Source organism: Bacillus pumilus (assembly GCF_024498355.1).
Classification (GTDB): domain Bacteria; phylum Bacillota; class Bacilli; order Bacillales; family Bacillaceae; genus Bacillus; species Bacillus pumilus_P.
Genome location: NZ_CP101833.1, coordinates 2739466 through 2764907, shown reverse-complemented (window position 1 = coordinate 2764907; position 25442 = coordinate 2739466). Strand labels below are relative to the sequence as shown.

General features: G+C 41.5%; 27 protein-coding genes and 3 pseudogenes. 23 read left to right on the top strand and 7 right to left on the bottom strand.

Annotated features, from left to right (window positions below):
• Positions 1 to 34: 34 nt before the first annotated feature.
• The gene (kapD, locus tag NPA43_RS14200; protein WP_099727106.1) at positions 35 to 652 is read left to right on the top strand and encodes a 3'-5' exonuclease KapD; all 618 of its coding nucleotides are present in this window, start codon (positions 35 to 37) and stop codon (positions 650 to 652) included.
• On the opposite strand, the gene NPA43_RS14195 is transcribed toward kapD, so the two are convergent.
• Positions 649 to 1041: a kinase-associated lipoprotein KapB gene (locus tag NPA43_RS14195; RefSeq protein WP_230030816.1), complete on the bottom strand. Its 393-nt coding sequence runs from the start codon at positions 1039 to 1041 to the stop codon at positions 649 to 651. The genes kapD and NPA43_RS14195 overlap by 4 nt on opposite strands.
• A 90-nt stretch (positions 1042 to 1131) precedes the next feature.
• On the opposite strand from NPA43_RS14195, the gene NPA43_RS14190 reads away from it, so the two are divergent.
• Complete coding sequence (locus tag NPA43_RS14190) at positions 1132 to 1311, top strand: hypothetical protein (RefSeq protein WP_034317217.1); 180 nt, start codon at positions 1132 to 1134, stop codon at positions 1309 to 1311.
• Here NPA43_RS14190 and NPA43_RS14185 read toward each other — a convergent pair whose 3' ends face one another.
• Both NPA43_RS14185 and NPA43_RS14180 read right to left on the bottom strand, forming a co-directional pair.
• Positions 1312 to 2604: a sensor histidine kinase gene (locus NPA43_RS14185; RefSeq protein WP_256498979.1), complete on the bottom strand. Its 1293-nt coding sequence runs from the start codon at positions 2602 to 2604 to the stop codon at positions 1312 to 1314.
• 131 nt (positions 2605 to 2735) lie between these two features.
• Complete coding sequence (locus NPA43_RS14180; RefSeq protein WP_256498978.1) at positions 2736 to 3911, bottom strand: MalY/PatB family protein; 1176 nt, start codon at positions 3909 to 3911, stop codon at positions 2736 to 2738.
• Positions 3912 to 3994: 83 nt separating this feature from the next.
• Between NPA43_RS14180 and NPA43_RS14175 the strand changes: the two genes are divergently transcribed.
• Positions 3995 to 4255, top strand: a complete 261-nt coding sequence (locus tag NPA43_RS14175; protein ID WP_099727110.1) for a DUF1871 family protein — start codon at positions 3995 to 3997, stop codon at positions 4253 to 4255.
• On the opposite strand, the gene NPA43_RS14170 is transcribed toward NPA43_RS14175, so the two are convergent.
• Positions 4252 to 5076 carry an alpha/beta fold hydrolase gene (locus tag NPA43_RS14170; RefSeq protein WP_099727111.1) on the bottom strand — a complete coding sequence of 275 codons (825 nt, stop codon included), beginning with the start codon at positions 5074 to 5076 and terminating at the stop codon, positions 4252 to 4254. The genes NPA43_RS14175 and NPA43_RS14170 overlap by 4 nt on opposite strands.
• A gap of 177 nt (positions 5077 to 5253) precedes the next feature.
• Between NPA43_RS14170 and NPA43_RS14165 the strand changes: the two genes are divergently transcribed.
• The 3 genes from NPA43_RS14165 to yugI all read left to right on the top strand — a co-directional run bounded on the left by NPA43_RS14165 (position 5254) and on the right by yugI (position 7539).
• Positions 5254 to 5754, top strand: a complete 501-nt coding sequence (locus NPA43_RS14165; RefSeq protein ID WP_099727112.1) for an Lrp/AsnC family transcriptional regulator — start codon at positions 5254 to 5256, stop codon at positions 5752 to 5754.
• A complete protein-coding gene (locus NPA43_RS14160; RefSeq protein WP_256498977.1) occupies positions 5755 to 6948 on the top strand; it encodes an aminotransferase in 1194 nt (397 codons plus the stop codon).
• A gap of 198 nt (positions 6949 to 7146) precedes the next feature.
• Positions 7147 to 7539, top strand: a complete 393-nt coding sequence (yugI, locus tag NPA43_RS14155) for a S1 domain-containing post-transcriptional regulator GSP13 (protein ID WP_003213420.1) — start codon at positions 7147 to 7149, stop codon at positions 7537 to 7539.
• A gap of 65 nt (positions 7540 to 7604) precedes the next feature.
• On the opposite strand, the gene NPA43_RS14150 is transcribed toward yugI, so the two are convergent.
• Positions 7605 to 7838: a DUF378 domain-containing protein gene (locus NPA43_RS14150; protein WP_099727114.1), complete on the bottom strand. Its 234-nt coding sequence runs from the start codon at positions 7836 to 7838 to the stop codon at positions 7605 to 7607.
• A gap of 145 nt (positions 7839 to 7983) precedes the next feature.
• On the opposite strand from NPA43_RS14150, the gene NPA43_RS14145 reads away from it, so the two are divergent.
• The 5 genes from NPA43_RS14145 (at position 7984) to NPA43_RS14125 (ending at position 12889) form a co-directional block, all read left to right on the top strand.
• Positions 7984 to 9147, top strand: a complete 1164-nt coding sequence (locus tag NPA43_RS14145) for an iron-containing alcohol dehydrogenase (protein ID WP_099727115.1) — start codon at positions 7984 to 7986, stop codon at positions 9145 to 9147.
• A gap of 321 nt (positions 9148 to 9468) precedes the next feature.
• Positions 9469 to 10641 (top strand): iron-containing alcohol dehydrogenase, encoded by a 1173-nt coding sequence (locus NPA43_RS14140; protein WP_099727116.1) that lies wholly within the window; start codon positions 9469 to 9471, stop codon positions 10639 to 10641.
• A gap of 126 nt (positions 10642 to 10767) precedes the next feature.
• Positions 10768 to 12123, top strand: a complete 1356-nt coding sequence (locus tag NPA43_RS14135) for a glucose-6-phosphate isomerase (RefSeq protein ID WP_256498976.1) — start codon at positions 10768 to 10770, stop codon at positions 12121 to 12123.
• 116 nt (positions 12124 to 12239) lie between these two features.
• Positions 12240 to 12458: a spore germination protein gene (locus NPA43_RS14130; RefSeq protein WP_099727117.1), complete on the top strand. Its 219-nt coding sequence runs from the start codon at positions 12240 to 12242 to the stop codon at positions 12456 to 12458.
• A gap of 29 nt (positions 12459 to 12487) precedes the next feature.
• Positions 12488 to 12889: a YugN-like family protein gene (locus NPA43_RS14125; RefSeq protein WP_256498975.1), complete on the top strand. Its 402-nt coding sequence runs from the start codon at positions 12488 to 12490 to the stop codon at positions 12887 to 12889.
• Here the strand turns inward: NPA43_RS14125 and NPA43_RS14120 are convergent.
• Positions 12886 to 13872 carry a potassium channel family protein gene (locus NPA43_RS14120; protein WP_099727119.1) on the bottom strand — a complete coding sequence of 329 codons (987 nt, stop codon included), beginning with the start codon at positions 13870 to 13872 and terminating at the stop codon, positions 12886 to 12888. The two genes, NPA43_RS14125 and NPA43_RS14120, sit on opposite strands and share 4 nt — an antisense overlap.
• A 124-nt stretch (positions 13873 to 13996) precedes the next feature.
• On the opposite strand from NPA43_RS14120, the gene NPA43_RS14115 reads away from it, so the two are divergent.
• From NPA43_RS14115 to NPA43_RS14090, 6 genes are all read left to right on the top strand, one after another.
• Positions 13997 to 14221 carry a YuzI family membrane protein gene (locus tag NPA43_RS14115; protein ID WP_099727120.1) on the top strand — a complete coding sequence of 75 codons (225 nt, stop codon included), beginning with the start codon at positions 13997 to 13999 and terminating at the stop codon, positions 14219 to 14221.
• Positions 14222 to 14302: 81 nt separating this feature from the next.
• Entirely contained in the window at positions 14303 to 14977 is a 675-nt protein-coding gene (locus NPA43_RS14110) for a zinc metallopeptidase (protein ID WP_034317468.1), read from the top strand.
• Between the two features lie 48 nt (positions 14978 to 15025).
• On the top strand, positions 15026 to 16318 hold the full coding sequence (locus NPA43_RS14105) for a hemolysin family protein (RefSeq protein ID WP_256498974.1): 1293 nt from the start codon (positions 15026 to 15028) through the stop codon (positions 16316 to 16318).
• A 133-nt stretch (positions 16319 to 16451) separates the two neighbouring features.
• Positions 16452 to 16853 (top strand): secondary thiamine-phosphate synthase enzyme YjbQ, encoded by a 402-nt coding sequence (locus NPA43_RS14100; RefSeq protein WP_256498973.1) that lies wholly within the window; start codon positions 16452 to 16454, stop codon positions 16851 to 16853.
• Positions 16854 to 16866: 13 nt separating this feature from the next.
• On the top strand, positions 16867 to 17898 hold the full coding sequence (locus NPA43_RS14095) for a nitronate monooxygenase (RefSeq protein ID WP_256498972.1): 1032 nt from the start codon (positions 16867 to 16869) through the stop codon (positions 17896 to 17898).
• Positions 17899 to 17921: 23 nt separating this feature from the next.
• Positions 17922 to 18170 carry a hypothetical protein gene (locus NPA43_RS14090; RefSeq protein ID WP_099727124.1) on the top strand — a complete coding sequence of 83 codons (249 nt, stop codon included), beginning with the start codon at positions 17922 to 17924 and terminating at the stop codon, positions 18168 to 18170.
• A gap of 21 nt (positions 18171 to 18191) precedes the next feature.
• Here NPA43_RS14090 and NPA43_RS14085 read toward each other — a convergent pair whose 3' ends face one another.
• Positions 18192 to 18932 (bottom strand): protein-glutamine gamma-glutamyltransferase, encoded by a 741-nt coding sequence (locus NPA43_RS14085; protein WP_099727125.1) that lies wholly within the window; start codon positions 18930 to 18932, stop codon positions 18192 to 18194.
• 156 nt (positions 18933 to 19088) lie between these two features.
• Between NPA43_RS14085 and NPA43_RS19305 the strand changes: the two are divergent.
• The 6 genes and pseudogenes from NPA43_RS19305 to NPA43_RS19280 all read left to right on the top strand — a co-directional run.
• Positions 19089 to 20138 (top strand): annotated as a pseudogene (locus NPA43_RS19305) (cache domain-containing protein); the annotation flags it as partial.
• The gene (locus NPA43_RS19300) at positions 20130 to 21080 is read left to right on the top strand and encodes a methyl-accepting chemotaxis protein (protein ID WP_371930242.1); all 951 of its coding nucleotides are present in this window, start codon (positions 20130 to 20132) and stop codon (positions 21078 to 21080) included. The pseudogene NPA43_RS19305 and the gene NPA43_RS19300, both read left to right, overlap by 9 nt.
• 125 nt (positions 21081 to 21205) lie before the next feature.
• Positions 21206 to 22252 (top strand): annotated as a pseudogene (locus NPA43_RS19295) (HAMP domain-containing protein); the annotation flags it as partial.
• Positions 22247 to 23197, top strand: a complete 951-nt coding sequence (locus tag NPA43_RS19290; RefSeq protein WP_370461115.1) for a methyl-accepting chemotaxis protein — start codon at positions 22247 to 22249, stop codon at positions 23195 to 23197. The pseudogene NPA43_RS19295 and the gene NPA43_RS19290, both read left to right, overlap by 6 nt.
• A gap of 174 nt (positions 23198 to 23371) precedes the next feature.
• A pseudogene (locus NPA43_RS19285) lies at positions 23372 to 24409 on the top strand (HAMP domain-containing protein); the annotation flags it as partial.
• Positions 24401 to 25348 (top strand): methyl-accepting chemotaxis protein, encoded by a 948-nt coding sequence (locus tag NPA43_RS19280; RefSeq protein WP_370461116.1) that lies wholly within the window; start codon positions 24401 to 24403, stop codon positions 25346 to 25348. The pseudogene NPA43_RS19285 and the gene NPA43_RS19280, both read left to right, overlap by 9 nt.
• The last annotated feature ends 94 nt before the right edge of the window (positions 25349 to 25442 follow it).

Genomic DNA, 25442 nt, shown 5'->3' with positions numbered 1-25442 from the left:
GATGAAAAACAGACGAGAAAGTGGGGTGAGACTGGTGGAACAGAAGACGCTGCTTGTGGTCGATTTTGAATTTACGATGCCTGATGGGAAATATCATCCACAAAATTTTTTCCCTGAAATTATTGAAGCTGGGGTAGTGAAAGCAACAAGTGAAACGATCATAGACACCTTCTCAAGCTACGTCAAACCGAAAAAGTTCCCGAAGCTGACAAAGCGTTGTAAAACTTTTCTCGGAATTACGCAGCAGGATGTAGAGAGCGGGATTTCATTTGAGGCGTTTATCGAGAAGCTCGTGTCACTTGATGGGGGCGAAGACTGTGAAATTATCACGTGGGGAAATATGGACATGAAGGTATTGAAGCAAAACTGTATGCTCAATCACATTGCCTTTCCTTTTAAAGGAAAGCTGCGGGACCTCGCTTTTGAATATAAAACCTTTTTTGGTGATAGAACACTTACAGGGCTGCGAAAAGCGGCAAAGGAGTACGGCAGTGAAGGAGCTGGTAAGCATCATAAAGCACTCGATGATGCCATGACCACTTATCAGCTGTTAACCCTTTTTGAAAAAGACAGAGCCTATGTGGAAAATCCGCAAACAACCAAAATTGGTGAACTCATCGATTTCTCTCACTTTTTTGATTCGACTGATTAGCGGGCGTCTTCTGGAAAATAATCTTTTTCAAGAGAAGATAGGCACGCTCTTGATTTTTCAGCCCATTTGGAATCATCCGCACTAAGCGCTTTTTTCAATTTGTCTACGGCTTCTTTCAGTGACGATTGATAATCGGGTATGTCGCCATCGTAAGGCTTCACCATATGATGAGGGATATTCGTCTGTTCTCTATGGGCCAAAGCTCGCCTCTCCTGAAAAAAAGGCACGTCTGCTTCTTTAGGATGATGCAGGTCGCCTTGAGTGGGATGTGTCAGAACCGCTTTTACTTGCACGAGATAGGTCGATGGTTTAACTGCGGTCACTTCCCCAACGTAAACACCTGTTTTGTAAAAACCTTTCACAACTTGTCCAATTTGAATGTCTGTCATGTGAAATTCCTCCATTTCCTTCTCGCGGGAAGGTATTTCATTTCTTTTAGCCAATATAGTGAAGTAAACGAGCAAAAGGGGGAATGGCGAATGATGTCGTTCATCGCACTCTTTCTACTGTATTTTCCTGAAGATAAAAGGGAGTACATCCCAGCGGCAATCACTACGGTGCTTTTCTTTATTGCTGCATTTATTTGCTTTCGTCTGATCGTTCGTGCGTCTAAGAAGCAGGAGCAGATAGACGAAAAAAGGACAAAAAAAATGGATTGATCATTTTCTCCTTGTGTCTTCAGGAAACTTCACGGTGACTGTTGTACCAGACTGCAGCGAGCTTTTGAAACGAATGGTTCCATGGTGATTTTCTATGATAGAAAAAGTCACTGTCAGCCCAAGTCCAGTCCCTTTATTTTTCAAGGTGTAATATGGTTCGCCAAGCTTTTTCATTTGGTTTTCTGTCATGCCTACACCGTTATCAACGAAATAAAGGCATATTTTATGATTTTCTTTTGAAGCAAAAAGTTCAATTTTCCCTTCGTGATCGGGGGCTGCTTCAATCGCATTTTTGATTAAATTAATCATGACTTGCTTGATCTTCGTTTCATCACCTTGAATGTATAAGTCTGGTTCAATGGATTGATGAATCGTGACCGATTTAAAATTCGCATAGGATGTCATCAGTGATGCACATTCCTCAAGTAATTTAGACAGATTGAGAGATTCAATTTGATAATAGTTTTGTTTTGCAATATCAAGATAACTCGTGATAATGTCCTGCGCGCGATCTAACTCGGACAGAACGAGGTTTTTATAATCTTTATTGGTCGACGGTTCTTTTGCATTGTCGCTAGAAAAAAGCAATTGAATAAACCCTCTCACAACTGTAAGCGGATTGCGTACTTCATGGGCGACACTTGCAGCGAGTTCACTTACAATGGTCAGCTTTTCTGACTGGACGAGCTGTGTTCTCATTTGCGCATTTTCTTTGACGAATTCAATGGAATAGATACTTAGCACAAGAAAGAATATGTAGTAAAGAGTTGAGAAAAATAACTCAAGGAACTTTTGCTGCATAATAAAAGCTGGGCTGTATTCCATTAAGCTGACCACAAACAGTCCAATGTAAATGAAGATTCCTTTGGACAGACCAATGAGTACTCCGTATAACAGCTTTTTCATTTTCGAATATTGATGCCATTTTCGGTAGAACAGGAAAGGGATGAAAAAGTAAATCGGTACAACGATGAGTCCAACCCATAAGAAAGAGCCATACATCACGAATTTGACAATGGAGCTAAACAAGATAGCGACGATTCCAGCAGTGTACCCTCCGTATAAAATGGCAAGTACAAGGGGAATCGATTGAAGCCCAGTCTGCAAATCTAAAATCGAACCAACTGGATACATAATACATAGTGCTGAAGAGATGGATGCAAATATTGTGATGAGCAGTTTATTCCTTTTTGGGAAATGAGCAGGGGTCCGGCTTAGCCATAGCGCATGATATAAAAAGATTGGAAATAGAATAAAAGATACATGGAGCAGAAAATCCTTGAACATTTCCATTTAAATGCTCTCCTCGTAAATAATTGTAATTCCTCTCATTATATCATTTCATGTACAAAGTAGATATGATAAAAGGAGGGTTTTTTTCTTTAAAAAGAACACCCGCTAGGATGTTCTTTTGATAACTGGTCTTATGTGGTTGATAGAGTGAACGCTTGATGAAGGCGTTTTAAACCCTCTTTCACCGTTAGAGCAGGACAGCCGAGATTCATCCGAATAAAGCCGTCTCCTTCATGCCCATACACGTGTCCAAGCTCTAGTATGACTTTCCCCTTTTTTAGCAAATTCCGTTTCAATTCCGCTTGAGTCAATTGATAATCACGAATGTCCAGCCACAATAAATAAGAAGCATCTGGTTTCATATAACGCATATTCGGAAGATGTTCGTCAATATAGTCCATCGCAATCTTCATATTGTTTTCGAGATAAAGAACAAGTGAATCAAGCCATTCATCTCCAAGACGATATGCCGCTTCCATCGCAGGAATGGCAAATGCATTCAGTTTGGCCAGCCCGTTTCTTTGTAATTCATTGGTGAAAAGGGTTCTTTTTTCTTCATCAGAAATGATAATGGCAGATGCCTGAAGCCCAGCTAAATTAAATGTTTTACTCGGCGCAATACAGGTCACTGTGATATTTGCTATGTTGTCAGAAAGACTAGCGAAAGGCACATGCGGCTTCCCGGAAAGCATCAGATCAGAATGAATCTCATCTGAAACGACTGTGACACCATGCTGCACACATAAGTCTCCCACTCGTTTTAATTCGTCTTTTGACCACGCTCTCCCAGAAGGATTATGCGGATGACAAAGGAACATCAGCTTCGCTTGTGGTCTACTTAGTTTTTTCTCTAAATCATCAAAATCCATCATGTAGCGGTTGTTTTCTATTTTTAAAGGATTGGTTGAGACAGTACGTCCATTTCTTTCAATCATTTGATAAAAAGGCGTATACACTGGAGACTGAATGACCACTTCATCATTCGGTGCTGTAAAGGCTTGGACAGCAAAACTAAGTGCCGTCACGATACCTGGTGTGAAGGTGACAGCATCTGTCTGAATCGTCCATCCATGTCTTCTTTTGAGCCAGTCAGCCACTGCCTGCTGCGTATCCTGATCCTGAAATGCATAGCCAAATACGCCGTGATCTAATCGTTCTTTTAATGCATCAAGGACGACCTGGGGCGCTTTAAAATCCATATCTGCCACCCACATCGGCAGTGCATCTGTTGTGAGGAACAAAGACTCTGCTTGATCCCATTTCACTGATTTTGAACCTTTACGTATGATCTGTTCGTCGAAATTCATGAAAACCACCTCTAGCCGTTTTTCAACCATTGTTGGTTGTGCTAAAATAAACATCACAAAATTTATTATAAGCGGTGATACCCATGAAAGATAGTCAAGCTGTAGAAGAGATGATTCAATTCATTAAGGCATGGGACCCTTTTCATTATGGAGAGGACTTTTATGAAACGGAGCCTGCTGACGTCATCAGTGCATTATACGACGCAGAGAACCCGTTATCTTTAGCAAAAGAGATTCAAGCCATTTACCACCACTCATTTGAGCAGCTTCTTCCGATAGAGAGCTGTCAAGATATAGCGAATCAGCTTTTTGTCATAAGAGACAGCAGCTTCTGCTCACGCTAAGACAGGCTGAAATTGCCGATTTGATCAGACACAAAGACCGGATTTTCCTCAGGAATGAGGTGCCCGGTTTTTTTTAATGCATGTAAGGTCGAGTGCGGCAAATCTTTGTGCAGTCTTTCGCCTACTTGAATGGGAACGATCCGATCCTCCTTGCCCCAAATGAGCAGCACGGGTGTCTCCATTTTTTTTAGGACATCTGACGTCAAATCACCTTCTCGGTGCCGTACCAAACGTAAAAGACCTCTAAAAATTTTATCATCAGAAAAAGGCTTTAAATATCCGTCCACCATCTCTTGATCAATAATCGAATGATCATGCACAACAGCGGTTAAATTTTTCATAATGCCTTGCTTTAAAAGCTGTCTTTTTAGAAATAGATAAAAATAAGGAATATAAGTGCTGTAAACAAGCGATCTTTTGGACTTATTCAAATACCCTGAGCTGCATAAAAGTACCGCCTTTTCAAATAGGTCTGGGCGTTCAGAGGCAGCGTATAAGGCAATTTGTCCGCCCATTGAATGACCGACTAGAATCGCATGCTGAATCTGCAAGTAACCGGCTAGTTCAATAATGATTTTGCCCATGTTGCGATAGCTGTAGATAAAGGTATTCGACTTCTCGGACTGCCCAAATGGAGGCAGATCGATCGCAATTAAATTGAAATCTTGTTTCAGAAGCGGGATGAGCTTTCGATAGCTGAAAGTAGAAGAGAAGAGACCGTGAATTAAGATCAATGTCTTCTTTCCCACATTTGGATAGTGTTCGTAATAGATATCTAAACCGAATTTACTTTTCATATAAGCTGGCTGTACAATGTCCACACTCATCACTCCGTTACTTGATACTCACTCTCTGTTAGGTGACTGTATTGTACCCTAAAAAGTGGATTTCAAGCTACGATTAGAATCTTTTCCCTGCTTAGCATAATGGGAAAAACGTGCTATAATGTTCAGAAGATTTTTTAAAACTAGCTTTTACAATCAGAGGTGTGAAATCAAATGAAACTAACAGAAAAAGAAACTGAAATATTAGAGATTTTAGATGAAAACAGCCGTGCCGATTTAAATACAATTGCGAAAATGGCAGGTGTGACAGCAGAAGAAGCCGAAGCCATTATTCAAAAACTTGAAGATCAAAAAGTCATTATTGATTATTCGACCATGATTGACTGGCGTAAAGTGGATGGTCACGAAGGCGTCACAGCCATGATTGATGTGAAAGTGACACCGAAAAGAGGTGTCGGATTTGATGAAATTGCTGAACGCATTTACAGGTTTCAGGAAGTGGAGTCTGTGTATTTAATGTCAGGTGTATATGATCTATCTGTTGTGATCCGCGGGAGATCCATGTCTGACATTGCCCGCTTCGTATCTGAAAAATTATCGACACTTGATTCCGTTGTTTCAACAACTACCCACTTCATTTTGAAAAGATATAAACATGATGGGAAAGTGTTTGAAACAGGAGACGATGACAAAAGAATCGTGGTGTCTCCTTAAATGAAAAAGTCTTATTTATCTGAAACGGTACAAAGCATTCAGCCGTCAGGTATTCGGAAATTTTTTGATCTCGCAGCCACAATGGAAGGGGTTATTTCCCTTGGTGTCGGCGAACCAGATTTCGTGACAGCTTGGAATGTCAGAGAAGCAAGCATTATGTCATTAGAACAAGGGCTTACCTCTTATACGGCGAATGCAGGTCTGTTATCTTTGCGAAAAGAACTGAGCCACTATTTATATAAGCGGTTTCACATCGATTACAGTCCTGAAGAAGAACTCATTATTACGGTAGGCGGAAGCCAGGCTCTTGATTTGGCCTTTCGCGCAATTTTAAACGGCGGCGATGAAGTGATCATTCCAGAGCCTTGTTTTGTAGCATACGGGGCACTTACGACACTTGCAGGCGGAGTACCTGTCTATTTAAGTACATCGGCTGAAAAAGATTTCAAAGCAGATTCTGCTGATCTTCGCACGAAGCTGACACCGAAAACAAAAGCCATTTTACTGTGCTCTCCATCAAATCCAACAGGATCTGTTTACTCAAAGGAAGAGCTCGAAGATATTGCCCAATTTGCAAAAGAGCATGACCTTTTAATCATCACTGATGAAATTTATGCTGAACTGACGTACGATGAAGCTTTTACAAGCGTTGCGGCGATTCAAGATATGAAGGAAAGAACGATCTTGATTTCAGGCTTTTCAAAAGGATTTGCTATGACAGGCTGGCGCTTAGGATATGTGGCAGCACCACCTGTCCTGCGCGATGCCATGCTGAAAATACATCAATATTCTATGATGTGTGCTCCGGCTATGGCACAATATGCGGCAGAAGAAGCACTGAAAAATGGACTTGAAGATGTAGAGAAAATGAAGAAAAGCTACAGAAGACGCCGTAATTTGTTTGTTGGCTCCCTCAATGAACTAGGACTGACATGTCATCAGCCAAACGGAGCGTTTTACGCTTTCCCATCCATTAAAAGCACGGGCATGACCTCAGAACAATTTGCTGAGGAGTTGCTGCTAAGCGAAAAAGTAGCAGTTGTCCCTGGAAATGTATTCGGTCCAAGCGGTGAAGGTCATATTCGCTGTTCATATGCTTCGTCACTCGACCATCTTCAGGAAGCACTATCAAGAATCCAGCGCTTCTTGCAAGATAGACAAGTGAAAAAAGAAGCACCGGTCATTTTAAAATAAAAAAAGGCATGAGTCCATATGGATTCATGCCTCTCAAATTAGGGGGGAATACTAGAAAGCATTCTTGTTTTCAGGTATTCCCCCTTTTGATATCATCTAAACCCTTTTAAAAAATATTTTGCGTAACTGGCCGTTCTATGATATAGTTTTTAATTGCGTATAAACGAATATTAAAACATTTATTTAGGAGTTGTTATCATGGCGACAAAGTTTGAAGTAGGCAGTGTTTACACTGGTAAAGTAACAGGATTACAAGCGTATGGTGCGTTTGTTGCATTAGATGAAGAAACTCAAGGACTTGTGCATATTTCTGAAGTAACGCATGGCTTCGTAAAAGACATCAACGAGCATCTTTCAATTGGTGACGAAGTTCAAGTGAAAGTTCTTTCTGTTGATGAAAAAGCTGGTAAAATCAGCCTTTCTATCCGTGCTACACAAGAAGCACCTGAAAGAAAAGAAAGTAAACCAAAGAAACAAAGACCACAGCAAGTGAAAGAAGAAGCTGCTACGCCACAAGGTTTCAATACACTTAAAGATAAACTTGAAGAGTGGATTGAGCAATCTAACCGTAAAGACTTAATCAAGAAATAAAAAAAGCACCGCTTCAAACGGTGCCTTAGGCTGCCTCATGGGCAGCCTTTTTTATGTCTTTTTGTTTAGCGAACCTCTGGATTCGGCTCGTCACGGACAGCTTGTTCACTTGGCTTGAACAATAGACCAAGATTGACAAGACCTGCAATTCCAACAAGACCATAAATAATACGTGATAATGCAGAACCTTGACCGCCAAAGATCGCTGCTACTAAGTCAAATTGAAAAAAGCCGATTAGTCCCCAGTTAATAGCACCAATAATCGTGAGCACGAGGGCAATACGTTGAATAGCACTCATCGTGATTCCTCCTTTCGCTACAGCATCAATACATTTATATTTTGCAGATTTTCAGCCAAACTATGCGTAAGAAAATGGATTAAAAGCAAATTACTTTACTTTTGGAATGAATGAGGCGCATAATGTAGCGCGAGGAGGAGATCACATGGATCGATTTACTTATTGGAACCCAACGAAATTAATGTTTGGAAAGGGAGAAGTTTCAGCCCTTTCAGATGAACTCAAACACTACGGAAAAAACGTATTGCTCGTATATGGTGGAGGCAGTATTAAACGAAACGGCCTTTATGATCAAGTTGTCAGCATTTTAAAAGAATCAGGAGCTGCAATCACTGAACTTGCTGGGGTTGAGCCGAACCCGCGCTTAACAACGGTAAGAAAAGGGGTTGAGCTTTGCAAAGAGAACCAAGTTGATTTTATTTTGGCAGTCGGCGGCGGAAGTGTCATTGATGCAACGAAAGCGATCGCAGCTGGTGCGAAGTACGATGGAGATGCTTGGGATATCGTCACTCGAAAGCATGTCCCAATGGAAGCCATCCCATTCGGTACTGTTTTAACACTTGCCGCAACAGGCTCTGAAATGAACTCTGGATCCGTCATCACAAACTGGGAAACAAATGAGAAATATGGCTGGGGCAGTCCAGCAGTCTTCCCTAAATTCTCTATTCTTGATCCAGTAAACACATTCACTGTTCCGAAAAATCACACGATTTATGGAATGGTCGACATGATGTCACACGTGTTTGAACAATATTTCCATCACACTGAAAATACACCTTATCAAGATCGTATGTGTGAAGGACTTCTACGTACCGTCATTGAAACGGCGCCGAAGTTGATCAACGATCTAGAGAACTATGAGCTGCGTGAAACCATCTTATTCACTGGTACAATTGCACTAAATGGAATGCTTTCAATGGGCGCACGTGGTGACTGGGCATCTCACAATATTGAGCATGCAGTATCTGCTGTCTATGATATTCCTCATGCAGGCGGACTTGCGATCTTGTTCCCGAACTGGATGAAGCATGTCATTCAAGAAAATCCAGCCCGCTTTAAGCAATTAGCGGTGCGTGTATTCGATGTGGACCCTGCGGGCAAAACAGACGAAGAAGTAGGCTTAGAAGGTATCGAAAAACTGTCTGCTTTCTGGACGAGCCTAGGTGCACCAAGCCGTTTAGCTGATTATGATATCAACGATGAGAAAATTGATTTAATTGCAGACCGTGCAATGGCACGCGGTGAATTTGGTCAATTTAAAAAGCTAAACAAAGAAGATGTCCTAGCCATTTTGAACGCTTCTTTATAATCGAACAACAAAAGATAGCTGCTTACGAGCAGTTATCTCAGCGTGTAGACAAACCCTCGCATTCGTTGTCAGTCCTGCGCGCTGGTGCTCACGAATGTCAAATTCGCTCCGCGCCAGTGCTCGTTCTTCCTAGACTGCAAAGGTTTTCTATCACGCTGAAAAGAAGACAAAGGATTAAAATAAACTTCATTTTAGCCCTTTGTCAACAATCTAAGATAGCTGCTTTCGAGCAGTTATCTTTTTTTGAGTTCGACGTGTACTTATGTTACAGTAGTCTTTCATGTTTTTGGATATATTCGTCATAAGGAGATGTTGTAATAGATGGAGAACTTTATTTACTATAATCCAACGAAATTAATGTTTGGAAAAGGACAACTAGAAGGACTCAAAAGCGAACTTGCTCGTTATGGGAAACGAGTGTTACTTGTATATGGCGGAGGCAGCATTAAGAAAAATGGTCTTTATGACAATGTCATCAGCGCGTTAAATGAAGCAGAAGCTGAAGTATTTGAGCTGTCTGGCGTTGAACCGAACCCTCGCCTCACAACAGTGAAAAAGGGAATCGACATTTGCCAAAAGGAAAAAATTGATTTCTTATTAGCAGTTGGAGGCGGAAGTGTCATCGACTGTACAAAAGCGATTGCAGCTGGAGCAGAGTATGAAGGTGATGTTTGGGATATTATCTCAAAGAAAACAACTGCTCAAAAAGCATTGCCGTTTGGCACAGTGCTGACGCTTGCGGCGACAGGTTCAGAAATGAACCCAGACTCTGTGATCACAAACTGGGAAACGAATGAAAAATATGTGTGGGGCAGTTCAGTAACTCACCCTGCCTTTTCTATTCTAGACCCTGAGCATACGTATTCTGTCCCAGAAAACCAGACTGTTTATGGAATGGTCGATATGATGAGCCATGTCTTCGAGCAATACTTCCATAATGTAAAAAACACGCCTTTACAGGATCGGATGTGTTTTGCTGTTCTTCAAACGGTGATCGAGACAGCACCAAAACTGCTTGAAGACTTACAAAACTATGAGCATCGCGAAACCATTCTTTATGCAGGAACCATTGCTTTAAATGGTACGCTGCAAATGGGCTACTTTGGCGACTGGGCGTCTCATACGATTGAGCATGCTGTATCGGCTGTTTATGACATTCCGCATGCAGGTGGACTTGCGATCCTCTTCCCAAATTGGATGCGCCATACACTCGATCATAATGTGGAACGTTTTAAACATCTCATGCTGAGCATGTTTGACATCGAGACAGAAGGAAAATCAGATCGTGACATCGCATTAGAAGGAATCGATAAGCTGTCAGCCTTCTGGACAAGCCTAGGTGCACCAAGCCGTTTAGCTGATTATGACATTGGTGAAGAGCAACTAGACACAATTGCCGACATTGCAGCGAAAGAAATGGAATACGGTGGTTTTGGTAACTTTATGAAATTAAACCGTGATGACATTCTATCTATTTTGAAAGCCTCTTTATAATTCGGATTGCCGCTTCTCTTCATGAGCAGCGGCTTTTTGCTGCACCAGTGACGATCACTTGATTTCAATAGCTAGTTCCGCTAAAGTGAAAGAGACAGAACTAACGTAATGGAGGGCTTACAAGCGATGACACATATTCAATTTGACTACTCGAAAGCGTTACCTTTCTTTCAAGAGCATGAGCTTACATATTTAAAAGATTTTGTGAAGGTGGCCCATCATAATATTCATGAGCAAACGGGTGCAGGCAGTGATTATTTAGGCTGGGTTGACTTGCCTAAGCAATATGATCGCGAAGAATTTGCCCGTATTAAAAAAAGTGCAGAAAAGATTAAGTCTGATTCTGATGTTTTACTCGTTGTAGGAATCGGCGGCTCTTATCTTGGCGCACGTGCGGCGATTGAATTTTTGAACCATTCTTTCTATAACACTTTACCAAAAGGCAAACGCAAGACACCGCAAATCATTTTCATTGGTAACAACATCAGTTCTTCTTATTTAACAGATGTGATGGATCTGCTGGAAGATGCAGATTTCTCCATTAACGTGATTTCAAAATCTGGAACAACAACAGAGCCAGCCATTGCGTTCCGCATCTTTAAAAAGCTCCTCATTGAGAAATATGGTGCTGAAGAAACGAAAAAACGTATTTATGCGACAACTGACAAAGCACGCGGGGCACTCAAAACATTAGCAAACGAAGAAGGCTATGAATCATTTATCATCCCTGATGATGTAGGTGGGCGTTATTCCGTTTTAACGGCAGTTGGTCTATTGCCAATCGCTGTGAGTGGAGCAGACATTGATCAAATGATGGAAGGTGCTGCGAAAGCAAGCGAAGACTTCGCTTCATCTGAGCTGTCAGAAAATGCGGCTTATCAATATGCTGTAGTCCGTAATGTCCTTTACAATAAAGGCAGAACAATTGAAATGCTGATTAACTATGAGCCAGGCCTACAATATTTCGCAGAATGGTGGAAGCAATTATTCGGCGAAAGTGAAGGGAAAGATGAAAAAGGGATCTATCCTTCTTCTGCCAACTTCTCAACCGATCTTCATTCACTTGGTCAATATGTGCAAGAGGGAAGAAGAGACTTGTTTGAAACAATCGTGAATGTAGACAAGCCTCGACATGAGCTTGTAATTGAAACAGAAGAACAAGACCTTGATGGCTTAAACTATCTAGCAGGAAAAACGGTCGATTTCGTCAATAAAAAAGCATTTGAAGGGACAATGCTTGCCCATACTGATGGGAAAGTACCGAACCTGATTGTCACCATTCCTGAGATGGATGCTTATACATTCGGATATCTCGTGTACTTCTTCGAGAAAGCATGTGCGATGTCTGGTTATTTACTAGGCGTCAACCCATTCGATCAGCCTGGTGTAGAAGCTTATAAAGTGAATATGTTTGCTTTATTAGGAAAACCGGGCTTCGAAGAGAAAAAGGCAGAGCTTGAAAGCCGTCTAAAACAATCATAAGAACGACAAGGGACACCTTTTGATAAAGGTGTGCCTTTTTTGTTTTCTTATGGTTCATGTGTAAGCTTCCCCATGCTTTGTACATAGAATAATGAGTGGAGGAGAGTGAAGAATCGATGAGAACGAATCATATTTATATTCACGATATTTCTGGTCAGGCGATCGTCAACTTTGGCAATGTTGGACGCATTTGTCCGATGAGTGCTGTGAAGGATACAGAAGGCGCTGGCAGTGCGAATGAGACCAATCCATCTTTCAATCAAAGCTTATTCGATGCCGCTTTTACAAACAATGTGCAAATGACGAAAGGAAGATGCATGAATTCCTCTCTTTAACGAACCCTAAGCAAAAAGGAGGGTTTCGTATGATTCATGTACCATCCAGGCTGACTGGTGAAAGCTTTTCACTATATCATTTGGAAGAAACCATGAAGCCGCTCGGCTACGTCATTAATGGCAATTGGGATTATGATCACGGGTATTTTGATTATAAAATTGATAACCGTGATGGCTATACCTTTCTCAGAGTTCCTTTTACAGCCGAGAAAGGACAGCTGGATCAGCCAGGTGTTGTGGTGAAAGTGGGACATCCATTTCTCTTAAAGCATGTATATCAAGACAAATTAGATGACCATGCGATGGTTGGAAATGTGGGAGCATCCTTTAACCAATTCCAAGAACCAAAAGAGAAAGATGGAGATGTATCAAAAGCTTATACTGAGATTGGCTTTTCACTCGTCAAGGAATTAGAAGATGCACTGCTTTAAAGGCTGATCAGCTCATCCTCTGGATGAAGCTCATATCCAAAGGGAGGATTCATCATGGGTCCTTCTTTTTTTTGTACGCCTACGATGATCACATGATGCTCTAGAAAGTGATGGAGCACTGTTAAGAACGTTTCTCCCGCTAATGAAGCTGGTACAGGAATGATGGTGACATGTTTATGCAGTGTCATATTTCGTTTTTTCTTTAACGTCATGAGCTGTTCCTTTAAAAGAAAATGTTCGACCATTAAATGATTCACAGCATCAGATGTATGGATGACTTGATTGGCTCCAGCACGCTCGGCATTTTTCACGTAACGATCTGTTAAAATCTCAATTAGGCAGTATAACGAAGGATTTAATCCTTTTGCTGCGAGCAATGTTAAGACACTCTGCATATCGGCTGTCAATTCATTTTCATGCTGATCTGCGGTAATCATGAGTGTATCTGCGCCTGTAATATTGGCTTTGCGAAGTGTGACATCTTCCGTACCATGTCCTTTAATAAAATGAACATTTTCTAAAAGAGGCCCTTCCTTCAAGGAGTCATCAATCAGTACAATCGGCATGGCTGGATCAATTGTTTGAAACGATTGAAGCAGTTTGCTCGTTTTCTCATTCCAGCCGACGATAATCAGGTGCCCTTTTCCCTTAAAAGTAACTTTCCCCTCTACATAATGGTGCTGCTTGCTAAACACAGCGGCAGCAAGCGTGGCGAAGTAAGCCGTGACAAAGCTTGCACCGATAAAAATGAGAGCCATACCAGCCACTTGTCCAGGCATGGTTTGCGGCACAAAATCACCGTATCCAACAGTAGAGATTGTAATGAGCGCCCACCAGATCCCATCAAAGATCGTATGGTACTGCTTTGGTTCAACTAAAACGATTAATTGACCAAAAAAGAGAAGTATGAAACAAATGATGATGGCAATGCGAAGATAAAGAGGCCACCTTAGCCAAGCGATAAAGATACGGTTTGATTTCATCGGACTCTTCCTTTCAGGAGACTGCTAATGTCAGTATGCCCGATTGAGGAACATTTTTTCATCTTCGTCATGTATTGAAATAGATCCCATATCTTAAAATAAGAGAGGAGAAGGAGGGATTCGAATGTCGTTCGTTCAAAAGACCGTACTTCTTTTTATCGGCGCCCACTTTTTGTCATCTGCTGTGATCTTGCTTGTGTTTGACTTAAATGCTGTGAATCATTTCATGAATGATTTCTCGTGGCTGCGTTTTTTTCAAGACCTATACGGAACGGTGACCTTTTATACAGCATGCTTAGGTGTGTTCTTCTTTTTCATTGGCGCTGTCCTCCCCCTTAAAAAGACCTAGTGCTTTTTGCTGTACACGTTACATAAAAGTCATTAAAATTGTAAATAAATATATAAAATAAAAAGGAAGCTGATGAGCATGCTGTTTTTTTATTTTTTAACATTTGCCGCATTGGGATTGTCATTTTGGGCACAATTTAAAGTGAAGAATAATTTTGAAAAGTATTCAAAGGTCGAGGCAGCCAGTATGAAAACAGGCGCTGAAACCGCTCGATATATTTTAGATCGCAACGGGTTATACGACGTGCCTGTTGAACCGGTAAGAGGAACTTTGACTGATCATTACGACCCGACGCAGCGTGTGGTTCGTTTATCTGAACCAGTGTACTACGGCCATTCGATTTCGGCCATTTCAGTCGCATCACACGAGGTCGGACATGCCTTGCAGCATCAGGAATCCTATGGTGCGCTTGTCTTGAGACATAAGATATTCCCTGTCGTGAACTTTGCATCTGGTGTTGCCCCGCTTTTATTTCTGGGTGGATTATTGCTAGGCAGCCTTAACTTAATCGGGCTTGGGATCATTTTGTTCTCAGCGGCTGTGTTCTTTCAGCTTGTCACATTGCCTGTCGAGTTTAATGCAAGTTCTCGTGCAAAAGATATCATTGTTTCAGAAGGAATCATTAGAAGCAGTGAAGAAAGAGGTGTGAACAAGGTATTAAATGCTGCAGCTCTAACGTACGTAGCAGCAGCTCTTGTCTCCCTGTTTGAATTGCTTCGTTTTGTAATGATCTTCCTAAATGGCCGTAATGATTAATTGACGCCAGAGGAGGTGAGCCCTTACCAATGTTAGGTAAGGGTTTTTTTGTACATTTTAAACGTATTTTTAGTCATATTACTCATTGCTGCGACAGCATTTTTTGTTGTCACTGAATTTGCGATTGTGAAAATTAGAGGCTCCAAAATCAATCAGCTGATCGAAAGCGGTGATAAGAGAGCCATCCATGTTCAAAAACTCATTTCAAATCTCGACGAATATTTATCCGCTTGTCAGCTGGGGATTACCATCACTGCATTAGGCTTAGGGTGGTTAGGAGAGCCGACGGTGGAGCATTTCCTGCATCCGCTTTTTGAAAAATTAGAGCTTCATTCCGCATTGACAGACATCTTATCGTTTATCATCGCATTTGTGATCATTACGTTTTTACATGTCGTCGTTGGAGAACTGGCGCCTAAAACGATTGCCATTCAAAAGGCAGAGGCCGTCAGTCTTGTGACAGCAAAACCACTGATTTTTTTCTATAAAGTCATGTACCCGTTTATTAAAGCATTAAATGGGGCTGCGCGAGGCATTGTGAAATTATTTGGTTTTCATTCTGTCAAAGAACATGAAGTGGCGATTAGTGAGGAAGAATTGCGTCTCATTTTATCTGAAAGCTACGAGAAGGGCGAGATCAACCAATCTGAATATAAATATGTGAATAAAATATTTGAATTTGATAACCGAGTGGCGAGAGAGATCATGATTCCTCGCACAGAAATCTCAGCCATCGACATTGAGCAGACGCTTGAGGATATCACGCATTATATGCTGAACGAAAGGTACACACGCTATCCTGTCATCAAAGAAGACAAAGATCACGTGATTGGTGTCATCAACAGCAAAGATGTATTTAAAGCAAGCTTCCTGAATCAAGAGGTTTCCATTGATGACTTAATGCGTCCGGTGATTCGGGTGATTGAAAGTACCCCTGTTCAAGAATTGCTTATTTTGATGCAAAAGGAACGGATCCATATGTCGATGCTTGTAGACGAATACGGCGGAACAGCGGGACTCGTCACAGTAGAAGACATATTAGAGGAAATTGTGGGAGAGATTCGGGACGAATATGACCAGGATGAGACTCCGCATATTGTCAAAAAAGGGGACTTCCACTATGTGATGGATGGGAAAGCCTTGATTGATGAAGTAAACGATTTATTGGATTTAGCCATTGAAAATGATGATGTCGATACGATTGCTGGCTGGATGATGACGCATAAATTCGATATTGAGATTGGAGATACGATTGAAGCAGAAGGCTGTGAATTTAAAATCTTAGAGGCAGAAGACCATCATATTCGTACCATTGAAATAAAAAAGATTCACTTTTTCTAAAAACCTCGGAGCTCTTGACGAGGTTTTTTTGCTTGGTAAACTTTAGGTGAGGGGATCGTCTGCCTATTGTCAGAGATTTGTTTCACATAAAAAGGGTATGGTTTTATAGAAATGACAAAAAGGAGCAGCTCATATGAAAAAAATCGATTTACAAACAGACAGACGCGATGACATGATAGACGTCACGCACGAAGTCCATCAATATGTCCGGGAAACCGGCATCCAATACGGAACCGTCATTGTCTATTGTCCACATACGACAGCAGGGATCACTATTAATGAAAATGCGGACCCAGATGTCAAACGAGATATGCTGCGCCGGCTTGACGAAGTCTTTCCGTGGGAACATCCAAAGGATCGGCACATGGAAGGAAATACAGCAGCACACATGAAAGCCAGTTATATGGGCGCATCTCAGCATGTTCTCATCAATTACGGTGATCTTGTGCTTGGAACATGGCAGGGAATATATTTTTGTGAGTTTGACGGGCCAAGGCATCGGCATTTTTATGTTCAGGTGTCATCAAACAAGTGAGGTGGGGAAATAGATGGGGGAATTCACAGCGTTACTTCAAATCAAACATGGGATCATCCAGGCGCCAATGGCAGGAGGCGCCGTGACGCCGCAGCTCGCAGCAGCTGTTTCACAGTATGGGGGGCTTGGCAGCTTAGCAAGTGGTTATGTGCAGCCTGAAAACATGAGACAGCAAATCAGACAGGTCAAACAGCTCACATCCCGTCCATTTCAGGTCAATGTCTTTGTGCCAGAACCAATTCCAGATGTAAAACAAGAGGATGTGGCATTTTGGAAAAAGCGGCTGCCTGTATTACCAAAAACGCATATGATGCCTAGCGAAGAGGAATTATGGGCTGATTTTGAACAGAAAATCAACATTCTTCAAGAAGAAGATGTGCCAATTCTTTCATTTACATTCGCCTGTCCAGATGAACAAACGATTCATCGCTTAAAACAAAAGGGGATCTTTTTAATCGGAACGGCCACAACAAAAGAGGAAGCACTGCTTTTAGAGGAAAAAGGAATGGATGCCATTGTCCTGCAAGGAAGTGAAGCAGGGGGACACCGCGGCACCTTTTTACCATCAAAAGGAGATGCCTTGCAGGGATTGATCAGTCTGATTTCTGACGTCAAACAGATATGTCATGTGCCTCTGATCGCCGCAGGGGGCATCACGAATCGAGCAGGTGTGAAAGCAGCCCTGGAGCTTGGAGCGGATGCCGTTCAAATCGGTACACGATTTTTAGCCAGTCAGGAAAGCGCTGCAACGGAAGTGTACAAAAAGGCCATTTTACAGGCAGAAGGCAGTGAAACAAAGGTCACAAGGCTTTTTTCTGGGAAAAGAGCAAGAGGCATTGTGAATCAGTGGATGGAGGCAGAAAAGCCGCATGAAGATAAGGTTCTTCCCTATCCAGTACAGCATGGATGGACAACGCCTATGCGAAAAGCGGCAGCCGCTGCGGGAAACCCTGAGCAAATGGCTCTTTGGGCAGGACAGGGCGTTGGCCGCATTCATTCAATTTTAACCGTTGAAGACATCATGCACGAACTCACGCAGACATAAATTCATGAGGGGGGTGTGACAGGATAGACATCTTAAAACATTCGTACCGGAAAAAAGGACAAATCGAATTTGTATTTGATGATTTTCCGCACTCTCCTGCCGTCCTTACCCCCATTCGTCATTACTATTTTGCTCGTTACGTGAAATGGAGCCGCCACGACCCTCCGGTCACAAGAAACGATCTAGAAGAAATGGAGATCCTTGCGAACACGATGCTTGGCACGCTCCAAGATTATCGCAAACGCAAGGCATACAAAGGCCCCTTGTCATAACCAATAGACAAGAGGCCTTTTTTAGCTGCCGAACATTTGCCTGAGATAGATGACATCCATCCGGGTGGTCTGCGGCAATAAATAAGCGGATTGAACAGCACCTGGCCGCCTTCTGTTGTTTAATTTGTCGATCATTTCTGCTGCTGTTAAAATGCCAAGCCCATGTCCGTAATATTGATCTTCTCCTAAGTAAATGACATTTTCCCCGCGCCATTGTGACTGCTGATAGCTAAACTCCGGATTCTCGAAATATAAACAATCTCCGTAAATAAAGTCATTTCCACGTTCTGTATAAATCGACAATGTATCATAATGCCAGTCATACAGTGTTAAACTTCGAAGCCTTCGATTGAACTTCTCGTCTCCTACCGTTTGCAGGACCCCCATATAAAATACAATGACTATCGCCGTTGCACATTCAAACGCATATTTTGAGCCATTTTCAAAAATGTCTTTGATCCCTCTAGATGGTTCAACTTGATAGCGCAGTTCTAGTGCTCCTGCCTCTGATACACGCCAAAATGCGTCATTTGCACGAGACCTTTGAAAGACGGCAAATGAGGCACCACTTTTATGCAAATCTCTTGCGGCATTCATAATGTTCGATCTTAAGGTCACCTCAAATAACAAATCTGATGCTTGCCTATAGCGGAACGTATCATTTGAAGCTTGTAACTGCATCAAAATGATTCGCTTTTGTCCCTCTAGCTGAAACGATGCCAGCTGATCATTTGTCACTGGCTGTCCTGAAAGGATAATCATATGAAAATCGCCCCCTTTTGTATTAGCGTATGCGCGATGCTTGGGCAAGGAATCAATTAGTGAAAATAAACAAAAAGGCATCCTTTTTATTTGAAAAACATGAAAATAATATGAAGTTGTCCGATATAAAACATAACGTTTAAAAGGAGGAAAACCATGAAAAGTGCAATAAAATGGTTGAAAAAACCATCGATTTCAAAGAGACTGATTATTTCATTCACACTTGTTCTCGTCTTACCAATCATTACACTAAGTGCGATTTCATATCAGATTGCCAAACAAGAATTAGATCATGAAATCATGTACGGAGCGAATGCAAGAGTCAATGAGCTGAATGACTTGATCGAGCAAAAGCTTTTGAACAAAGAAAACGCGGTGAAACTCTTTACCGAAACGTCCACTGCAAACGACTTTAAAAAGAAAAACCAGCATGAACTTTATGAGCATTTTGAGATATACAGCAAAATCAATGAAGAAGACGTAGTTGGTTTTTATGCAGCAAGTAAAAAGCGTGATTTCGTTCAGTTTCCTAAAGTAGATATGCCAAAAGGCTATGATCCAACAACACGCGATTGGTATCAACAAGCAATGCAGGATGAAAAAGGTGAACCTGTTGTCACCAATCCATACATCTCTGCTACAACAAATGGCATGGTTGTCACGATCGCTCAGCGCCTGAAGGACGGGTCGGGAGCCATCGGGATCGATATCGATGTTCAGGACATTGTTGATAAAATAAAGGAAATTAAAATTGGACGAGAAGGTTATCCAATTATTGCAAATAAAAACAAACAAATTGTGGCTCATCCAGAAGAAAAATCAGGCTCTAAGGTCACAGGAAATATTTCATCTATCCTTTACAGCGGCAAAGAAGGAAATGCAACTTATGAGAATAAAGGAGAGCAAAAGCGTCTCGTTTTTGTCACGAATGATTTAACAGGTTGGAAAATTGCTGGAACGATGTTTGTATCAGAAACAGAAGAAGCAGCACTGCCAGTTTGGAATTCTGCCATTATTCTTTTAATTTCTTCATTTATCCTTGGCGGCATCGCAATCTTCTTCATCGTTCGCTCCATCACAATTGGGCTTAGAAAGCTGGTTGATTTCTCAAACAAAGTGAGTGAAGGCGATTTAACCGAAACTCTTGAAACCAAATCGAAGGATGAAATAGGGGATCTGACAAGAAGCTTTAGCAAGATGAGTGAATCCCTTCGCGAAGTCATCCGAGCTGTACAACATTCTGTCGACAATGTGGCTTCTGCTTCAGAGGAGCTGACCGCAAGTGCCAGCCAAACGAGTCAAGCAACAGAGCATATCACGATGTCGATTGAACAATTTTCAAATGGAAATGAAGCGCAAAACGAGAAATTCGAATCTAGTACGAATCAGCTTGTGGCGATGAATGAAGGATTACAAGGCATGTCACATACCTCATCAGAAGTGGCTGCTGTCTCACTTCAATCGACAGAGGCTGCTGGTCAAGGCGGCCGCATTGTTGAAAGCACAGCCAACCAAATGAAACATATCGATACATCTGTACAAGAAGCAGAACAAGTCATGAAAGAATTAGAATACAAATCTAAAGATATTACGAGTATTTTAAATGTGATTAACGGCATTGCGGATCAAACGAATTTACTTGCGCTTAATGCAGCAATCGAAGCAGCAAGAGCAGGTGAATCGGGGCGCGGCTTCTCCGTCGTTGCAGAGGAAGTGAGAAAACTAGCTGTCCAATCCGCAGATTCAGCGAAAGAAATTGAAAAGCTGATCCAAGAAATTGTGTTAGAAATTGCTAAATCTCAAGATATGTTCAAAACGGTCAATCGAGAAGTAAATGCAGGACTCGGCATGACAGAAGAGGCAAAAGAAAGCTTCCAGAACATTTATGAGGCGGCAGAAGGAATGTCGAAAAAACTGACCCAATTAAACGATACGGCGATTGACCTATCGAGCGGTTCAAAGCTTGTGTCACAAGCCATGCAGGAGATTCGTCAAGTCTCAAGGGAAAGCGGAGCGAACATTCAAGACATTGCTGCTTCTGCTGAACAGCAGCTGGCATCTATGGAAGAAATTACGTCCTCTTCTGTGACACTTGCAAATATGGCAGAGGAACTAAAAGAGTTAACAAGTCAATTTAAAATCAATTAAAAAACGATAAAAAAATATCCAGAATTGTCTGGGTATTTTTTTTATTTTTAAACGTCATTTCCAGTCTCTAAAAATATACCTTTTATCCGATAATAACTTTAGAGAAGTAAAGGGGGAAAGATAAAATGGGAAAAATGATCCAATGGTTCAAAAAACCATCCATTTCAAAAAAATTAATCATTGCCTTTTTGGTAGTCCTTATCCTACCAACCGTCGCACTGACAATTAGTGCGTTTTTCACATCAAAGACAGAGCTAGACAAACAGATTATGGGCAGTGCTATGAGTCAGGTCAATGCATTTGATACTTTAATCAATGAGAATATTGGAAACAAAGCAGATGCTGTGACACTGTTTACAGACTCTCTCAAAGCTTCTAATCTTCAAGAAAAAAATAGAAATGCGACCATTAAAGAATTGCAGCAATATGGAAAAATTAATGAAAAAGATGTTTCTGCTATCTATGCAGGCTCTGAAAAGGGATTGTTCATGCAATACCCAGTTCAAAAGATGCCTGATGGCTACGATCCAAGAGAGCGGCCATGGTATCAAGAGGCGCTCAATGCAGAAAGCGGCAAACAAGTCATCACAAAACCATACTTAGCAGCATCCACAGGTAAAATGGTCATCACCATTGCTCAAAAAATGAAAGATGGTTCAGGTGTCATCGGGCTTGATATGGAAATTGACAGCCTGCTTCAAAAATTAAAAGAAATCAAAATTGGACAAAAAGGCTATGCCTTCATCATGGAAAAGGATAAAACCGTTCTAGCAGATCCAACCCAAAAGCCAGGAAGTCAAGTCAACGAAAATCTAGCGAATATTATTTTTAAAAACAAAGAAGGAAGCGGCAGCTACTCGCTCAAAGGAACAGATAAAAAGGTTGCGTATGTGACTAATGAATTAACCGGCTGGAAAATCGGTGGAACGATGCTCGTATCAGAGGTAGAAGATGCGGCAAAGCCAGTTTTCCATACAGCCATTATCGTGTTCAGTGTGACACTTATCGTAGCAGGAACCCTCATCTTCTTTATCGTCCGCTCTATATCAAAGAGATTATCCAACCTTGCCCGCTTCTCGAAAAAAGTCAGCAATGGTGATTTGCGTGATAAGCTTAAGATCCAATCAGATGACGAAATTGGACAAGTTGGTAAAGGCTTTAATACGATGATTGACTCATTAAGATCACTCATTGGTGCTGTTCAAACCTCAGTCGAAAATGTCGCTTCTTCATCAGAAGAACTGACCGCCAGCGCAGGACAAACAAGTAAAGCAACAGAGCATATCACATTAGCCATTGAACAATTCTCCAGCGGAAATGAAAGCCAAAATGATAAAGTGGAATTGAGCTCAGACGAGTTAGAGGAAATGAACCGAGGCCTTCAGCACATGAATGAATCTGCTGAATCGATTACCGCTTCATCGATCAAATCAACAGATATCGCAGGGGAAGGCGGACAGCTTGTTGAAAAAACTGCTTCTCAAATGAATGTCATTGATCAGTCAGTGAAAAAAGCAGAGAATGTCATTAGTGCACTGGAAAGTAAATCAAAAGACATTACACAAATTCTCGGTGTCATCAATGGAATCGCCGATCAAACGAATTTACTTGCACTAAATGCAGCGATTGAGGCAGCAAGAGCTGGGGAATCCGGTCGAGGCTTCTCAGTTGTAGCAGAAGAAGTAAGGAAACTTGCTGTTCAATCTGCCAATTCAGCGAAAGAAATAGAGAATTTGATCAAAGAAATTGTTCAAGACATCGATGTATCACAGGAAGTATTCACTGCGGTGAATCGAGAAGTTCAATCAGGCTTAAGCTTCACTGAACAAACGAGAGGAAGCTTCCACAATATTTTCGAAATGACAAAAGAAATTTCAGATCAGCTTCAAACGATGAATCAAACAGTGGTCCAGCTTTCAAAGGGCTCTGCACATGTTTCAGAGGCTGTCCGTGAGATCGCAGACGTATCACGAGAAAGCTCCGCAAATATTCAAGACATTGCCGCCTCAGCAGAAGAGCAACTGGCATCAATGGAAGAAATCAGCTCGTCCTCTGCCACACTCTCTTCTATGGCAGAAGAATTGCGTGATTTGATTAGCAAATTTAAAGTCGAATAGACATGATGAAAAGAGCCTCCAGCTAGGAGGCTTTTTTAAATTGAATAAACCAAAAGAAATAGGCGATTATACTTATTTTGATGTTTTCCGGAACATTAGACCTTGAAAATTGATTCATATTACCTAAGAATGGAGGAGGAAGATCACAAATCATAAATCAAAAGGAGTAGGGTAATGAAAAAAATCAACTTTTTTAAGCACTTGACGATGTCGAAGAAATTAATTACTGCATTCTTAGCGATTCTCCTAGTGCCAATTCTCGTATTGGCAGCATTTTCTTATGAGGTGGCATCCAAGTCTCTCAATGATGAGATTATGTCTAGTGCTGCAAATAGTGTTAAGCAATTAAACGAACTCATTAATAAAGATGTACAGCCTAAAATTGACATTGTGTCATACTTATCCAAATCGGTGAAAAAGAATGAATTGGCCTCTAAAAACAAAGATTTACTCAAGGTGAAATTAGAGCAACTATCGGAAACTGATGAAGATGTGGTGGAAGTATTTGTTGCAGATCAAAATGGTAAACTAACAGAATATTCCAAGATCCATAAAGGCAGTGCAAAGAGCATCAAAAATGAGCCATGGTTTCAACAATCGATGGGAGATGAGAAACCCATCATTTCAGATCCTTTTATAGATAAGTCATCTGATGACCTGCTCATTACAATATCAGAACAATTAGCAGATGGTTCTGGTGTGATTGGGGTCAATATGCGATTGAACACTGTCGTAAAAGATACAAACAGCATCAAAATTGGCCAAGAAGGCTATGCCTTTGTCGCCACGTCAGATAAGCGTTATGTTGCCCATAAAACGGACAAGGCCGGGACAAAATTGACAGGTGATTTCACCGCAAAAATGTATGACAAAAAAGAAGGCAGTTTTGAATATGAATACAACGGACAGCCGAAGCAAATGTTTTTTGATACAAATGAAGCGACAGGCTGGAAGATTGCCGGGACGATGTATGTCAACGAAGTAAAGGAAGCCGCACAGCCAGTGCTCGACTTAACAATGATCATACTTGCAGCTGCAATTGTCGTAGGCGGAATGGCGATTTATTTTATTATTAAATCCATTCGAAAACCACTGATAGAGCTCTCTGAATCGGCTGAGAAAATCAGTCAGGGAGACCTTACCCAGCATATTGAGGTACGTACTCACGATGAAATCGGCAAGCTTGCGCAGAGCTTTAATGATATGTCTGCAAAGCTGAAACAAGTCATCCAAGCCGTCCAGAATTCAATTGAAAATGTGGCGGCCTCATCTGAAGAATTAACGGCAAGTGCGGGACAGACAGCCCAAGCGACCGAGCATATTACATCATCTATTGAACAGTTCTCAAACAGCACTGAACATCAAAATGATATGATTGAAAAAAGCTCAGTCCAGCTCAACGAAATGGATCGCAGCTTATCGCACATGGTCGACACCACCTCTCATATGAGGGAATCGTCGATCGAATCTAGCAAAACCGCTCAGGCTGGTGGAGAACTCGTTCAAAAAACAGCAGGTCAAATGCAGACGATTGAGCAGGCAGTGAAAGAAGCAGAGCTTGTCATTGCAGGCTTAGAGCAGAAATCAAAGGACATTACAAACATTCTAGGTGTCATCAACGGCATCGCAGACCAAACGAACCTTCTTGCCTTAAATGCAGCGATAGAAGCCGCACGAGCAGGTGAGGCAGGCAGAGGCTTCTCTGTTGTCGCAGAAGAAGTTCGCAAGCTGGCAGAGCAATCAGGAAGCTCTTCAAAAGAAATTGAAAGCCTGACGAACGAGATTGTAGAGGAAATTGAAAAATCACAAAAAATGTTTAAACAAGTAGCGGGTGAAGTTCAGTCTGGATTAAACATGACAGATGAAACAAAAGTGAGTTTTGAGAAAATCACCCATAAAACATCTGAATTGACTGAACAAATGAAACAAATGAACGGATCAGCCAAAGAGCTTTCACATGGCTCGAACGATATTTCACATGCGGTCAATCAGATCAAAGAGCTTTCACGAGAAAGCTCTGCAGGCTTCCAAGATATTGCGGCTTCTGCAGAAGAACAGCTGGCATCAATGGAAGAAATCAGCTCATCCTCTGCCACTTTATCACAGATGGCAGAAGAATTAAGAGAGCTCATTAAACAATTTAAAATGTAAGAGGTGTAGTGAAACACCTGACGTTTTGGCGTCAGGTGTTTTTCCTTTCACTGCATATAAATTGGGTATTTTGGACTTATTTAGACTTTAATAA

What these genes read in the sequence shown, in the direction of transcription:
- NPA43_RS14145 (WP_099727115.1), top strand. Translation starts at nt 7,984, where the DNA reads ATGGATCGATTTACTTATTGGAACCCAACGAAATTAATGTTTGGAAAG.
- NPA43_RS14175 (WP_099727110.1), top strand. Translation starts at nt 3,995, where the DNA reads ATGAAAGATAGTCAAGCTGTAGAAGAGATGATTCAATTCATTAAGGCA.
- NPA43_RS19280 (WP_370461116.1), top strand. Translation starts at nt 24,401, where the DNA reads ATGTCTGCAAAGCTGAAACAAGTCATCCAAGCCGTCCAGAATTCAATT.
- NPA43_RS14135 (WP_256498976.1), top strand. Translation starts at nt 10,768, where the DNA reads ATGACACATATTCAATTTGACTACTCGAAAGCGTTACCTTTCTTTCAA.
- NPA43_RS14120 (WP_099727119.1), bottom strand. Translation starts at nt 13,872, where the DNA reads ATGAAATCAAACCGTATCTTTATCGCTTGGCTAAGGTGGCCTCTTTAT.
- NPA43_RS14115 (WP_099727120.1), top strand. Translation starts at nt 13,997, where the DNA reads ATGTCGTTCGTTCAAAAGACCGTACTTCTTTTTATCGGCGCCCACTTT.
- NPA43_RS14180 (WP_256498978.1), bottom strand. Translation starts at nt 3,911, where the DNA reads ATGAATTTCGACGAACAGATCATACGTAAAGGTTCAAAATCAGTGAAA.
- yugI (WP_003213420.1), top strand. Translation starts at nt 7,147, where the DNA reads ATGGCGACAAAGTTTGAAGTAGGCAGTGTTTACACTGGTAAAGTAACA.
- NPA43_RS14140 (WP_099727116.1), top strand. Translation starts at nt 9,469, where the DNA reads ATGGAGAACTTTATTTACTATAATCCAACGAAATTAATGTTTGGAAAA.
- NPA43_RS14125 (WP_256498975.1), top strand. Translation starts at nt 12,488, where the DNA reads ATGATTCATGTACCATCCAGGCTGACTGGTGAAAGCTTTTCACTATAT.
- NPA43_RS14160 (WP_256498977.1), top strand. Translation starts at nt 5,755, where the DNA reads ATGAAAAAGTCTTATTTATCTGAAACGGTACAAAGCATTCAGCCGTCA.
- NPA43_RS14190 (WP_034317217.1), top strand. Translation starts at nt 1,132, where the DNA reads ATGATGTCGTTCATCGCACTCTTTCTACTGTATTTTCCTGAAGATAAA.
- NPA43_RS14130 (WP_099727117.1), top strand. Translation starts at nt 12,240, where the DNA reads ATGAGAACGAATCATATTTATATTCACGATATTTCTGGTCAGGCGATC.
- NPA43_RS14195 (WP_230030816.1), bottom strand. Translation starts at nt 1,041, where the DNA reads ATGACAGACATTCAAATTGGACAAGTTGTGAAAGGTTTTTACAAAACA.
- NPA43_RS19300 (WP_371930242.1), top strand. Translation starts at nt 20,130, where the DNA reads ATGAGTGAATCCCTTCGCGAAGTCATCCGAGCTGTACAACATTCTGTC.
- NPA43_RS19290 (WP_370461115.1), top strand. Translation starts at nt 22,247, where the DNA reads ATGATTGACTCATTAAGATCACTCATTGGTGCTGTTCAAACCTCAGTC.
- NPA43_RS14095 (WP_256498972.1), top strand. Translation starts at nt 16,867, where the DNA reads ATGGGGGAATTCACAGCGTTACTTCAAATCAAACATGGGATCATCCAG.
- NPA43_RS14100 (WP_256498973.1), top strand. Translation starts at nt 16,452, where the DNA reads ATGAAAAAAATCGATTTACAAACAGACAGACGCGATGACATGATAGAC.
- NPA43_RS14150 (WP_099727114.1), bottom strand. Translation starts at nt 7,838, where the DNA reads ATGAGTGCTATTCAACGTATTGCCCTCGTGCTCACGATTATTGGTGCT.
- NPA43_RS14085 (WP_099727125.1), bottom strand. Translation starts at nt 18,932, where the DNA reads ATGATTATCCTTTCAGGACAGCCAGTGACAAATGATCAGCTGGCATCG.
- NPA43_RS14185 (WP_256498979.1), bottom strand. Translation starts at nt 2,604, where the DNA reads ATGGAAATGTTCAAGGATTTTCTGCTCCATGTATCTTTTATTCTATTT.
- NPA43_RS14165 (WP_099727112.1), top strand. Translation starts at nt 5,254, where the DNA reads ATGAAACTAACAGAAAAAGAAACTGAAATATTAGAGATTTTAGATGAA.